This window comes from Deltaproteobacteria bacterium, assembly GCA_005879535.1.
Taxonomy (GTDB): domain Bacteria; phylum Myxococcota; class Myxococcia; order Myxococcales; family 40CM-4-68-19; genus 40CM-4-68-19.
On sequence record VBKI01000072.1, the window covers coordinates 1 to 13752 of the forward strand.

Consider the following 13752-nt stretch of genomic DNA (forward strand, 5'->3'; position numbering starts at 1 on the left):
CAACGTCGTCCGCGCCTCTTGCCAGAGCGGCACGGCGGTGTTCGCGAGCAGCACGCCGGTGTAGCTGGTGAGCGGCAAGCCGACGACTCCGGAGGCCAGCGCTGCCGCATCGCCGATCCGCCCGGGAAGCAGCGCCGCCGCGGCGCAGCCGCCAAAGGCCGAGAGCAGCCATGTCCCCAGGTTCATCGGCGAGGTCGGGCGGAAGACCCGCAACATGTAGATGAACCGCTTGCGCATCCCCAGGTCCTCGATGAGCAGGCCGGCGCTGGCCACTGCGCCGGCCGCCGCGATGAAGCGTGCACGCCGCGCAATGCGGGGAAGCTTTCCTCGACCGAACAGCGAAGCGGCGGCGCCCAAGGCCGCCGATGCGCCCGCCAGCCCGCCGACGTAGAAATAGGTCGGAACGGGCCACTTCCACACCGACTCCTTCAACAGCGGCAGGCCGTAGTACGAATCGTCATCTGCCGTCGCTTCACGCCGCCACGGTCGCCGCTCGAACGGCCGCGCCTCGTCGACGTGTCCGATGCGCTGGAGCGCACCCTCGCCGCGCAGCGCTCCAAGATGCTGGTCGATGTTCCGCCCATCCAACGGAACGCTGCGAGCGGGATCCGTCGCATCGCTCATGGCGTCACCACCGCTGCGAGCGTGAGCGCGGCGAGCCCGACCGCCGCGGCTCCCATCGACAGCCAGCTGCGCCGCACCTTCTTCGTCGGCACCACCGGATCAGGAGGCAGGTTGTACTTCTCGGGGCGATCGCAGAGCAGGAAGAAGGCGTTCAAACCGCCGGTCCCGGGCTGGCTTTCCGGATCGGCTCCGTAGAGGTACGCCTCGCCCATTCCCTGCGCGTGCAGCTCCTCGACGCGGGAGCGAGCCTTGACGCGCAGCTCGACGAGATCCCCGTACTGGATCGATCCGGTGGGGCAGTGTTTCGCGCAGGCCGGCGTCAGGTCCGCCTTCAGGCGGTCGTAGCAGAGCGTGCACTTCCAGGCCCGGCCGTCGTCGCCGCGCCGATCGACGACGCCGAAGGGACAGGCAGAGACGCAGTAGCCGCAGCCGTTGCAGATGTCCGGCTGCACGTAGACGCTGCCGAACTCCGTGCGGACGATGGCCCCGGTGGGACAAGCCTCGAGGCATCCCGCACGCGCGCAGTGCTTGCACACGTCGGACATCATCAGCCAGGAGAAGCTCGAGAGCGTTCCGCCGAGCGGGACCGGGCGCTCGACGAAGGAGACGTGGCGCCAGGTCGACGATCCGAGATGCCCGGTGTTGTCGTACGAAAGGCCCGTGAAGTTGAAGCCGTCGTCGGGGAGCTGGTTCCACTGCTTGCAAGCGACCTCGCAGGCCTTGCATCCGATGCAGAGCGTGGTGTCGGTGAAGAAGCCCTTCATCGCTACTCCTTCGCGGGGTCGTGCTGCAGCGGCTGCTGCTTGAACGGCCGCAGCCCGACGATGTCGCGCGGCGGCCCCAGCTCCGGCCGCGCGGGGAACCCGTGGACCGCCGCCCGCCGCACGCGACCGCGCCGCCCAGGGCGGATGTCGGCGGTCAGGGCCTTCGATTCCTGGATGTGCACGTTCGGGTCGGCGACGAAGGCGAGGAGGTCATTCGAGGAGTCGCCGCGGACGCGGCCGGTATAGCCCCAGTGATATGGCACCCCGATCTGGTGCACGGTGCGGCCGCGGACGCGCAGGGGCGAGAGGCGGCGCGTCACCAGTACGCGGCATTCGATGTCGCCGCGGGCGGTGGAGATCGTCGCCCAGCCGCCGTGCACGAGCCCGCGCTTGCCGGCGAGCTCGGGCGATACTTCGCAGAACATCTCGGGCATCAGCTCGGAGAGCCAGGAGAGCCAGCGGCTCATGCCGCCGGCCGTGTGGTGCTCGGTGACCCGGTACGTGGTGAGGACGCACGAGAACCGCGGATCGGCGAAGGCGCGATGATACGGGTTGCTGCTGGTGTGCCACTCCAGGCGGCGCGGATTGCATTGCTGCCGATAGAGCAGGTTCTCGACCACCGACTCTTCGGGTTCGTAGTGTGTCGGAAGCGGACCGTCGAGCAGGCCCGCCGGCGCGTACAGCCAGCCCTTCCCGTCGATCTGGAGGATGAACGGATCGACGCCGGAGATCGCGTCCAGGCCGGTGGCGCCGAGGATGGGCCGGTACGCAGGAGGCCGATCGGCGATGAAGTCCGGGTTGTCGTAGCCGGTCCACTTCTGCGCCTCCTCGTCCCACCAGACGTATCTCTTGCGTTCGCTCCAGGGCTTTCCGTCCGGGGCCGCGGAAGCGCGGTTGTAGAGGATCCGGCGGTTGTCGGGCCATGCCCATCCCCAGTCGGGCGCGACCCAGTGTTGCTCGCGCGCTGGCTTGCGACGCGCCGCCTGGTTGACGCCATTCGCGTACACGCCGGCGTAGATCCAGCAGCCGCAGGCGGTGCTGCCGTCGCGCTTGAGCTGCGCGTATTTCTGCAACGGCTTGCCGGTGACCAGGTCGCGGCCGTTGATCTCCGCGAGGACCGCCTCCGCGTCGGGCTCGCCGGGCTTCAGCTCGGGATAGTCCCACGTCAGCGCCCGAATCGGCCGGTCGCGATCGATGGTCGAATCCGCGTACAGCTCGCGCAGCCGCTTGCCGAGCTCGTAGGTGAACTGCAGGTCGGAACGGCAGTCGCCGGGCGGCTCGACCGCCTTGTGGTGCCATTGCAGCATGCGCTGCGTATTCGTGAACGAGCCGTCCTTCTCGGTATGCGTCGCCGCCGGGAAGAAGAAGACCTCGGTGCCGATCTCTTCCGGCCGGATCTCGCCGCTCGCGATCTCGGGCGCGGTGCGCCAGAACTCCGCTGTTTCGGTGAGCGCAAAGTCGCGGACCACCAGCCACTCCAGCTTGCGCAGCCCTTCCCGGTGGTATGCCCCGTTGCTGGATCCGACGACCGGGTTCTCGCCGATGACGAAGTAGCCGCGGAGCTTGCCCTGCGCCATGTCGGCGACCGTCGTCATGTGCGAATGGTCGCCGGAGATCGCCGGCAACCAGCGGAATCCCCAGTCCGTCTCCTCGGTCGCCGCCTCGCCGAACCACGATTTCATCAGCGACACGAAGTACGCCGGATACTCCGACCAGAACCCCGCGCCGGCGGAATTGATCCGGAGGTATTCGCTCAGGTTGTCGTGGTTCGCATGTGGCATCGGCAGGTAGCCGGGCAGCAGATTGAACAGCGTGGGGATGTCCGTCGACCCCTGGATGCTCGCGTGGCCGCGCAGCGCCATGATGCCGCCGCCGGGCCGGCCGATGTTGCCGAGCAGCAGCTGGATGATGGCGGCGCTGCGGATGTATTGGACGCCGACGGTGTGCTGCGTCCATCCCACCGCGTAACAGAAGGCGCCGGTACGATCGGGCCCGGAGTTCTCGCAGAGCCACTCGCAAACCTTGAGGAACTTCTCCGGGGAAACGCCGCAGATGTCCGCTACCGCCTCGGGCGTATAGCGCGCGAAGTGCTTGCGGAGGATCTGGTAGACGCAGCGCGGGTGCTGCAGCGACGGGTCGGATTTCCGATGCGTGATGTCGAGCCCGCGGACCTTCGGAGGAACACCTTTGGGGACGACCTCCTTGTGGCCCGCGGCGGGCATGTCGCCGACGTCCGCGTATTTCCACGTCTCGGTGTCGTATTCGCCGGACGCGGCGTCCCAGCCGCTGAAGAACCCTTCCAGGTCCTCGGGATCCGCATAGTCGTCGGAGACGATGACCGGCGCGTTGGTGTAGTTGACGACGTATTCCTTGAACGCGCGGTCGTTCTCGAGGATGTACCGGATGATGCCGCCGAGAAACGCGATGTCGGTACCGGCGCGCAGCGGCACGTACAGATCCGCCATGGCGCTGGTGCGGGTGAACCGCGGATCGACGTGGACGATCTTCGCCCCGCGCGCCTTCGCCTCCATCACCCATTGGAACCCGACCGGATGGCACTCGGCCATGTTCGAGCCCTGGATGACGATGACGTCGGCATTCTTCAGATCCTGCTGGAACGTCGTCGCCCCGCCCCGTCCGAACGAGATGCCCAGACCGGGCACCGTGGAGCTGTGTCAGATCCGGGCCTGGTTCTCGACCTGGATGACGCCGAGCGCGGTGTAAAGCTTCTTGAGCAGGTAGTTCTCTTCGTTGTCGAGCGTGGCGCCGCCGAGGTGCGCGATCCCGAGCGTGCGCTGCACGCCGTTTCCCTTCGGGTCCTTGTCCTCCCAGGTCTGATCGCGCGCGCTCTTCACGCGCTGCGCGACCATCTCCATCGCCTGGGCGAGCGGGATCCCTTCCCAATGCGTCCCGAACGGACGGCGATGAAGGACGCGATCGATGCGATGCGAGCCGGTGACGAGCTGGAAGGTTGCCGCCCCCTTCGGACAGAGGCGGCCGCGGGAGACCGGCGAATCCTCGTCGCCTTCGATGTCGAGGATGCGTCCGTCCTTGACGTAGACGTTCTGACCGCACCCGACGGCGCAGTACGGACACACGGACTTGTGGACTTCCGCGCCATCGATGCGCGGGCGCAACCCGGCGCTGCGCTCCGTCCAGGCGGACGGGCCCAGGGCCGTGAGATCGCCGTGGAGCGCCTGGCGGGCGACCGGCCACACGCTCGACAAGACCTTGAAGAGGCCCACGCAGGGAAGGTATGGCGCGGCTGGGGCGCGCGCATATCGTTTGTGCTCAAACGATCTACTTCCCGCGCTTCTGATACGTCCCCATCAGCTCTGCTTTCCCCAGCAGGTGGCCGGCGAAAGCGCGCTCGAGCTGCTGTCGCGTGGGCTTCTTCAGATCGTCGAGCACCATGTCGAGCGCGGTGAGGACGAAGAAATAGCGGTGGCGTCCGACGGGTGGACATGGGCCGCCGTAGCCGATCCGTTTCCAGTCGTTGAGCCCCGGCAGCGCCCGGCCCGGCAGCGCCGTCTCGGCGACGCCCCGAGGCAGTCCTTTGCAGTCCGGTGGCAGGTTGTAGAGGACCCAGTGCACGTAGTCCATGCGCGGAGCGGCGGGATCGGGCGCGTCGGGATCGTGGACCACCAGCGCCAGGCTCTTCGCGCCCTGGGGAGCTCCGGCGAACTCCAGCGCGGGAGAGACGTCCTTTCCCTCGCAGGTATGGAGCTGCGGAATCTCGCCTCCGTTCTCGAAGTCGGGGGAGCGGATGGTCAGCATGCGCGCACTCTGCTCCGCCGTCCGGCCTCGTCAAGAGGCTCGTGATAGAGAGGGCCGGTGGAGAAGCCGCGCGTCCTGATCACCCGCAGGCTGGCGCTCGCGCCGGACAGCGTGTTGGGAGCGGGCATCGAGATCGATCAGCACGACTCCGAGGAGGCGCTCGAGCGCCGCGAGCTGTTGCGCCGCGTGCGCGAGGTGTCGGCGCTGCTCGCGGTGCTCGGCGATCGCGTCGACCGCGAGCTCCTGGATGCCGCTCCCCGTTTGCGCATCGTCGCCAACCACGCGGTCGGTTACGACAACGTCGACGTCCCGGCGTGCACCGCCCGCGGCGTCTGGGTCACCAACACGCCCGACGTCCTCACCGACGCGACTGCGGACCTGACCTGGGCGCTGATCCTCGCGCTGGCTCGCCGCGTCCGCGAAGGAGAAAGGCTGATTCGCGCAGGCGCGTTCCGCGGCTGGGCGCCGACGATGCTCCTCGGGCGCGAGCTGCGCGGCCGGACGCTCGGCGTCCTCGGCTATGGCCGCATCGGGCGCGCGGTGGCGCGGCGCGCGGAAGGGTTCGGAATGCGCGTCTTCTTCACCGCCCGGGGCGGCGGCGTGCCCTTCGACGAGCTCCTGCAGGAGTCCGACGTCCTTTCCATTCACTGCCCGCTGAATGCGCAGACGCGCCATCTGATCGGCGCCGCCGAGCTGCTGCGGATGAAGCGCGGCGGGATGCTCGTGAACACCGCGCGCGGCCCCATCGTCGACGAGGCGGCATTGGTCGCCGCGCTCGAGTCCGGATACCTGGGAGGGGCGGGACTGGACGTCTTCGAGAACGAGCCCGCAGTCCACCCCGGGCTGCTCAACCGCGACGACGTGGTCCTGCTCCCTCACCTGGGAAGCGCTACGCAGGAAACCCGCCAGAGCATGGCCCGGATTGCGCTGGAGCAGGTCGAGCGGGTGCTGCGGGGAGAACGCCCTACCAGCGCGGTGAACGAGGTCGCCGCGCAATGAAGTCGTTCGACGGGCGCCGCGACAAGCGCGTGCTCATCAAGGTCATCGGCGAGTAGTGCGAATCAGGAGGTAACCGAGCCCGCCCGGCTCGAACCCTGCCGCGTTGCGCACGTTGATTACCAACTCTCCGGAGGGAAGCTCCCAGTAGACGTCCGCGCGGACGTCCTGTTTCGCGTCGAGTTGGGGGACGTCGAGAAGCTTTTCCCAGTGGACCCCATCCGCGCTTCCCCAGAGCGAAGCCTGCCTCCAGCCCGCCGGAGAGACGTCGGCGTCGAGCTCGTAGGTGGCGCCGACCACGTAACCGCCCGCGCGGATGGCGTGCGTGGAGTAACTCGCGGACGGCAACGTCTGGTAGCGCGTCACGCTTCCGTCGAGGCCGATCCGGGCGATCCCCGGACGCGGTGGAAGGTAGCTGATGTCCTGGCCGCACAGCAGCGAGCCGTCGGGCAGGAGGGTGGCGTCGACGATGTCGCCGTCCTGCGACCCCGCGACAATTGCGGTCCAGGTGGCTCCTCCATCCGTGGACCTGTACACGCCCGACTGCAAGTCCGTGTCGCCGAAGAAGGCCCAGAGCGCGTGTCGGGCCGGGTCGGCGATCAGCCCATGGCCGTGGCGATGACCCTGGAACAGGCGACGGACGGCCCAGGTCGCGCCTCCGTCCACCGATTGCCAGAGGCGGATGAGGGCATTGCCCGCGGTGAAGACCTGGTACTCGAGGAAGTACGCCGCCTCGTCCAACTCGGCGAAGGTGTGCGGCGTCAGCGATCTGTACGCTCCGAGCGGGAGCACTTCCGTCCAGGTCGCGCCACGGTCCGTGGAGCGGGCGATGGCATGGCCAGCGCCTGTCGCCACGTCGGCGAGCAGCGTGCCGTCCGAGAGCGGCTGAAGCATCCAGAACGAGGCCCCGCCAGTGGTCGCTCCGCGTTTCGACCAGGCGCGGCCGTCGGCGCTGGACCACAGCTCCGCGTCCGAGGCGGCGAGGTTGACGCCATACGCGGTGCCCGCGCGATCGACGGCGAGCAGATTGAAGCCCGTCTCCGTGTAGGTGATCTCGGCGGCCAGGCGCGAGCCGGCGTCGCGGGGGTCCCCAGGCGGCAGCGCTGGACCGCCTGCGTCTGTGGAGTCCGTAGTGGAGTGCGCGGCCGGCGGGACAGAGCCACCGCAAGCGACCAGGGCGAGCGCCGCCACTGCGGCCGTGGCACGTGTCATCGCCGCAAAGGTGAGGCGGCGGCGGCCGGGACTAAGGCCTGGCGATGCGGGTGCTGCTCAGTTCAAGACGGACGGGGCCGTCCTCCAGGCCGATCACTGTCGCGTGGTGTGCAGGAGCATGTACCCGCGGCCGCCGGGGCCGAAGCCGGAGGCATTGCGGACGCTCACGACCAGCTCTCCGGTGGCGAGCTCCCAGTAGACGTCGGTGCGGACGTCGTCGTTCGGGTCGAGCTGTGGGACGTCCAGCAGCTTTTGCCAGCGGATGGCGTCGCCACTTCCCCAGAGCGAACCGCGGGTCCAACCCGGCGGGGAAATGTCGTTGCTCGTTTCGTACGTCGCCCCCACGACGTAACCGCCGGCGCTGATTGCGTGGGTCGAGTAGCTGGCTGTTGGAAGCTGCTGATAGTCGGTCTCGGTGCCGTCGAGGGCGACCCGGGCAATCTGCGGAGTATCGGGAATCGACCCACGGTAGCTGATGTCCTGGCCGCAGAGGAACGAGCCGTCGGAAAGCACGACGCCATCCACGATGTCTCCGGCCTGCGTGTTGCCGATGATCATCCTCCAACTGGCGCCTCCATCCGTGGAACGGAAGAGGCCCGACTGGTTGTCGAAGTCGCCGAAGAACGCGAACAGCGCGTGGCGCGCCGGATCGGGCATCAGGCCGTGGGCGTGCCGGTGACCCTGGAAGGTGAACTGCACGGACCAGGTAGCGCCGCGGTCGAGCGACTTCCACAGCCGGATCGGCGTCGAGGCGGTGGTGAAGACCTGGTACTCGATGAAGAAGACGACGCCGTCCAGCTCGGCGAAGCTGTGCGGCGTGAGCGTGCGATACACGCCGGTGTTGAGGACCTGCGTCCAGGTCACGCCGTGATCCGTCGAGCGCGCGAGCGCATGGCCCGAGCTCGTCACCACGTCGGCGATCAGCGTGTTGTCGGACAGAGGGGTCATCATCCAGAATGACGCGCCATTTGCGGTGCCGCCGCGCCGCGTCCAGCTACGGCCGTCCACCGTGGTCCAGACCTGCGATTCGGGTGCGTTGAGGTTCACGCCGTACGCCGTTCCGGAGCGATCGACGGCCATCAGATCGAAGCCGGTCTCGGTGTACGTGACGGTCGCGGAGAGCGTCCCGCCACCGTCGGCCGGTCCGGCATCGGCCGGTCCCGCGTCGGGTGGACCCGCATCGGGAGACCCGGCGTCGGGTGGACCCGCATCGGGAGGCCCGGCATCGGGCGTACCGCCGTCGGTACCGCCCGCGGCTCTGCTCCCGCTGACCGTGAAGTCGCGGAACCAGATGCCCGCCAGGTCCGTCCACATCCCCGCTGTTCCCGCCGCCGTGACGGCTGAGGCCGAGGAATCGTTCACGATCACTTTCGCTATGCCGTTCGCCGAGCCCACCAGCTTCACCGGGTTCGACCCGGTCACGGACAAACCGATGGTCGCCCACCATCCCAGGTCCGCAATCCCGCTCGGCGCTTGTCCGAGCACGGTCACGGTCGCGCCGTTGTGGCGCCTGACTTGCAGCGAGCCGTTTGCAAGCAGCGCGACGTCGTAGCGGTCGTTCGAGGACTGCTGGCGCAGGTCGAGCTCCGCTACCCCCGCCGAGAAATTGATGACCTGTGCAGACACGGTGCAGTCGGCGCAGGAGAGATTCTGCACCACCGCCTGGTCGCTGCCGTCCAGGTCCGATTCGGCCCGGGGAGTGGTCGCGCTGGTGTGCCACGATCCGGAAACGACACGCCAGTTGGACCCGAGGCCCGTAGCTCGGTTGAAGCCGTCGGAGAACAGGACTCCGGAACCGGCGTCGGGCGAGCCGGCATCGGGCGGGCCGGCATCGGGCGAGCCGGCATCGGGAGGTCCTGCATCGGGCGGCCCGGCGTCGGGAAGTCCTGCATCGGGCGTACCCGCATCGGGGGAACCGGCATCGGGCGTTCCGGCATCGGGGGAACCGGCATCGGGCGTTCCGCCGTCGGTCCCGCCAGCTGGCGCTCCCGTCACCGTGAATTTGACAAACCAGATTCCCGCGAGGTTGGTCCAGATCCCCGCCGTACCCGCCACGCGTATGGCGGATGGCGACGAATCGTTGACCACCAGCTTCGTCACGCCGTCCACCGACGCGACGAGGTTCACCGGATTCGAGCCGGTCGCCGAGAGCGCGATGGTCGCCCACCAACCCAGATCCGGGATCCCGCTCGGCGCCTCGCCCAGCACGGTGACCGTTGCGCCGTTGTGCCGGCGGATCTGGAGGTTGCCGTTCGCCAGCAGCGCGACGTCGTATCGATCGTTCGAGGACTGCTGGCGCAGGTCGAGCTCCGCTACCCCCGCCGAGAAATTGATGACCTGCGCGGACACGCTGCAGTCGGCGCAGGAGAGACTCTGCACTACCGCCTGGTCGCTGCCGTCCAGGTCCGATTCGGCCCGCGGAGTGGTCGCGCTGGTGTGCCACGATCCGGAAACGACACGCCAGTTCGGGCCGAGCCCGGTGGTTCGCTTGAAGTCGTCGCTGAAGAGAATGCCGGATTGCGCAGGAGGAGGTCCCGCATCGGGAGTTCCGGCATCAGGCGCTCCGGCATCGGGCGTTCCGGCGTCGGGCGTCCCGGCGTCGGGGGCGGGGGGCGCGGCATTCGGCGTGGGTGCAAACGCGAGCGCGACGTTGCCGCTGCTGCTCGCGTCGGGTGTCTTCCCGTAAAAGCAGGGGATCCGGGGAACGGTATTCGGCAGGGTCTCGGCCGACGCCGGATATCCCTGGAAGCCGCCACTACCGTCCAGCAGGACGGGGCTCCCGAACGACCCGTTCGCAAGCACCCGGTAGAAGAACTGGTAGTTCGTGTTCGTGGACAGTACGCGGTTCCAGAAGATCACCAGGCTGCCGCCCACCCGCGTGATCGCGGGCTGCAGCGCCCAGTCCGCGGCGCTCTCCACCTGCGTCCGCCCGCTCCAGCTTCCGCTCCAGCGGCGATACCAGAGCTGACCGTTGACGTCCTTGTAGAGGAGGTACACGCCGCCGCCGCCGTCGCCGGCGGCGCTCAGCGCCGCGCCATGGTAGATGCCCTCGGGAAACACGGCCTGGCGCGCGCCCCAGGTCGAGACGGGATCGGTGTCCGTGCGCAGGCGCATGTAACCGGCCTCGACCCCGTGCGTGCCGTAGATCAGCATGAGCTGATTTCCGGCTACCGGCAGGATGCGCCCACCGGGCCGGTCGGCGAAGGTATCGAGCGAAGGCTGCGCCTGGAACGTCGCGCCCCCGTCGCTGCTGACCGCCATCACCATCGTGAACGTGCCGTCGGCGTTCAGCCGCTGCGCCCAGACCCAGAGCCGTCCCAAGGAATCGCGCGCGAGCTCCGCGCGCAGATACGCCGTTGCGCTGGAGGTCGAGTCGAAGACCTTGACCGCCGTCTGCGACCCCCAGTCCGCGTTGCCGTTCCATCGCCACCACTGGAAGTACACGTCGTGCGCCGTCGAGCCCGAGAGCGTCGGCCCTTCCCAGGAATAGACCAGCGCGACGTCCATCCCGACGGCGAGCAGATCCGGCGTATCGCGCTCGCAGCAAACGTCCTGGACCGGGGCGTACCAGCGCCAGGTCTGCGCTTCGTCCGTGCTCCGGTACATCGAGAGCCAGTGCCCACTTGCGCCGTCCTGCTGCACGGCCAGGAGCCAGGTGGCGGGGGCGCCGTTCTGAGGATCGAGCCGCACCAGGTGTCGCTGGGCCGGCAGCGTCAGGGCGTTTCCACCGCCGGCGGCCAGGACGTTTTGCGGCGCCGCAATCAACAGCGCCGCCGCTAGTGCGACCATTCCCCCCTCCAGTGCCGAGGGAAATGTAGGGATTCGAACGGAAACTGCAGCGGCCGCACGGAGGGCGACCGACTCCCGGCGCCTGGCTAGTCGCTACCGGGAACGAACGGCTCCGTATCCGCCCACGCGGCGGCGGGCTCGGCCACTGGGCGACGCGTTCCGCCCAATCGACGGACGTCCGTCGCACGGCGCGACGGCTGCGGCGGACGCGGCTGCTGCTCCGCCTGCAGGACGCGCTCGCTGGTCCGCAAGAGCGAGTCGGGGATCAGCGAGATCGAGTCGATCCCCTGCTCCACCAGGAAAGCGGCGAACTCGGGGAAGTCGCTCGGGGCCTGCCCGCAGATTCCCACCTTGCGCCCCTTGCGCCGCGCAGCGTCGATGATCCGGGCGCATGCCTGCAGCACCGCCGCGTTGCGCTCGTTGAACAACGGCGCGACGAGTGCGCTGTCGCGGTCGACGCCGAGCACGAGCTGCGTGAGATCGTTGGAGCCGATGGAAAACCCGTCGAAGATGTCCGCGTACTGATCGGCGAGGAAGACGTTCGAAGGCAGCTCGGCCATCACGTACACCTCGAGGCCGTCCCTCCCCTGCGCCAGCCCGCCTTCGCCCAGGACCTCGATCACCTTCCGCCCTTCGTCCGGGGTCCGGCAGAAGGGCACCATCAGTTTCAGGTTCTTGAGCCCGAACTCCTCGCGCACGCGCCGCACCGCGCGCAGCTCGAGCATGAACCCCTCCTTGTAGCTCGGATGGTAGTAGCGGGATGCCCCGCGCCATCCGATCATCGGGTTCTCCTCGACCGGCTCGAACTGCTTGCCGCCGAGAAGCGTCGCGTACTCGTTCGACTTGAAGTCGCTCAGCCGGAGGATGACTGGCTTGGGATGGAAGGCGGCGCAGATCGTGCCGATGCCCTGCGCCAGCTTGTCGACGAAGTACTCCGTCTTGTCCGTATAGCCGCGGGTGATCTCGTCGACCTGTGCGCGCGTCGCCTCGTCGAGCTGCGAGTAGCGGGTGAGCGCCAGCGGATGGACCTTGACCCAGCTCGCGAAGATGAACTCCATGCGGGCGAGCCCGACCCCGTCGTTGGGGAGCATCGCCGTCTGGAATGCGTTCTCCGGATTGCCGACGTTCAGCATCATCTGCGTGCGCGGCCGGGCGAACTGCGTCCGGTCGATCTCCTCGACTTCGTACTCGAGAGCGCCGCGGTAGATCCTTCCCTGCTCGCCTTCCGCGCAGCTCAGCGTGATCTTCTCGCCGGAGGGCACGCGCGAGGCCGCGTCCCCCGTTCCCACCACCGCGGGAATGCCCAGCTCGCGGGCGACGATCGCCGCGTGCGACGTCCGTCCGCCGCGCTCGGTGACGATGCCCGCCGCCATCTTCATGATCGGTTCCCAGTCGGGATCGGTGTTCTCGGTGATGAGGATCTCTCCCGCCTTGAACTGATCGAATTGCCCGGCGCTCCGGATCACGCGCGCGGTGCCTACCGCAACGCCTTCTCCCACCGCGAGCCCTTGCGCGAGCTGCTCGCCCTTGCCGGTCAGCTTGTAGATCCGCAGCGAGGCTCCCTTGCGATTCGAGTGGACGGTCTCCGGCCGCGCCTGCAGCACGTAGAGCTGTCCGCTGTCGCCGTCCTTGCCCCATTCCACGTCCATCGGGGAATCCGACCCGCGCTTGACGGCGTAGTGCTCCTCGATCCGCATCGCCCAGGTTGCAAGCTGCAGGACCTCGTCGTCGTTCAGCGAGAATCGCGCGCGCAGCTCTTCCGGCACTGGCACGAGCGTGGTTCCACGCTCGCCGTAGACGATGCGCTGCTCCTTGCTGCCCCGCGTCTTCCAGACGATCGGCCGGTATCCCTCGCGCAGGGTGTCCTTGTGCACGTAGAACTGGTCGGGGACGACCTGACCCTGGACGACGGCCTCGCCCAAGCCGTAGCTGGAGGTGATCAGCACGACGCCGCGGTGGCCCGACTCGGTATCGAGCGTGAAGAGGACGCCGGAGGCGGCCTTGTCACTGCGCACCATCTTCTGCACGCCGACGCTGAGCGCCACCTGGAGGTGGTCGAACCCCATGTGCGAGCGGTAGCTGATCGCCCGCGCGGTGAAGAGCGAGGCGAAGCACCGCTTCACCGCCTCGACGAGCGCGGCTTCGCCGCGAACATTCAGGTAGGTGTCCTGCTGTCCCGCGAAGCTCGCTCCGGGAAGGTCCTCGGCAGTCGCCGACGAGCGCACCGCTACGTCGGTATCCGCCCCGCCGAATCTCGCCGACAGCTCCCGGTATGCGGCCAGCGCCTCGCTGGCGATCTCCTGCGGCATCCCGGCGGAGGTGATCAGCGCGCGGATCTCCGCGCTCCGCGCGACCAGCTCCTGCACGTCGTCCGGACCGATTCCGGCGAGCAGCTCACGGATCGTCTCGTCCAGCCCGGCTCTGGCGATGAAGTGGCGGTAGCCTTCGGCGGTGATCGCGAAGCCGTCCGGGACGCGGATGCCCAATGGCGAAAGCTCGCGGATCATCTCGCCCAGCGAAGCGACCTTTCCGCCCACCAGACCGACGTCGCCGAGCCCGACCTCCGCAAACCAGCGGACAAAGCGCATGG

General features: G+C 68.4%; 9 protein-coding genes. 1 reads left to right on the forward strand and 8 read right to left on the reverse strand.

The window, feature by feature from the left end; all coding sequences use genetic code 11:
- The 5 genes from E6J58_16715 to E6J58_16735 form a co-directional block, all read right to left on the reverse strand.
- On the reverse strand, positions 1 to 624 hold a 624-nt coding region (locus E6J58_16715), incomplete at its 3' end, for a polysulfide reductase (GenBank protein ID TMB35267.1).
- The gene (locus E6J58_16720) at positions 621 to 1388 is read right to left on the reverse strand and encodes a 4Fe-4S dicluster domain-containing protein (GenBank protein ID TMB35268.1); all 768 of its coding nucleotides are present in this window, start codon (positions 1386 to 1388) and stop codon (positions 621 to 623) included. The genes E6J58_16715 and E6J58_16720, both read right to left, overlap by 4 nt.
- Before the next feature lie 2 nt (positions 1389 to 1390).
- On the reverse strand, positions 1391 to 4042 hold the full coding sequence (locus E6J58_16725; GenBank protein ID TMB35309.1) for a formate dehydrogenase: 2652 nt from the start codon (positions 4040 to 4042) through the stop codon (positions 1391 to 1393).
- A gap of 21 nt (positions 4043 to 4063) precedes the next feature.
- Positions 4064 to 4633, reverse strand: a complete 570-nt coding sequence (locus E6J58_16730) for a dehydrogenase (protein TMB35269.1) — start codon at positions 4631 to 4633, stop codon at positions 4064 to 4066.
- A 55-nt stretch (positions 4634 to 4688) separates the two neighbouring features.
- Complete coding sequence (locus E6J58_16735) at positions 4689 to 5165, reverse strand: YbhB/YbcL family Raf kinase inhibitor-like protein (GenBank protein TMB35270.1); 477 nt, start codon at positions 5163 to 5165, stop codon at positions 4689 to 4691.
- A gap of 57 nt (positions 5166 to 5222) precedes the next feature.
- On the opposite strand from E6J58_16735, the gene E6J58_16740 reads away from it, so the two are divergent.
- A complete protein-coding gene (locus E6J58_16740) occupies positions 5223 to 6164 on the forward strand; it encodes a D-glycerate dehydrogenase (GenBank protein ID TMB35271.1) in 942 nt (313 codons plus the stop codon).
- 42 nt (positions 6165 to 6206) lie between these two features.
- Here E6J58_16740 and E6J58_16745 read toward each other — a convergent pair whose 3' ends face one another.
- From E6J58_16745 to ppsA, 3 genes are all read right to left on the reverse strand, one after another.
- Positions 6207 to 7373: an exo-alpha-sialidase gene (locus E6J58_16745; protein TMB35272.1), complete on the reverse strand. Its 1167-nt coding sequence runs from the start codon at positions 7371 to 7373 to the stop codon at positions 6207 to 6209.
- 93 nt (positions 7374 to 7466) lie between these two features.
- Complete coding sequence (locus E6J58_16750; protein ID TMB35273.1) at positions 7467 to 11162, reverse strand: hypothetical protein; 3696 nt, start codon at positions 11160 to 11162, stop codon at positions 7467 to 7469.
- 86 nt (positions 11163 to 11248) lie between these two features.
- Positions 11249 to 13750, reverse strand: a complete 2502-nt coding sequence (gene ppsA, locus E6J58_16755) for a phosphoenolpyruvate synthase (protein ID TMB35274.1) — start codon at positions 13748 to 13750, stop codon at positions 11249 to 11251.
- Between the last annotated feature and the right edge of the window lie 2 nt (positions 13751 to 13752).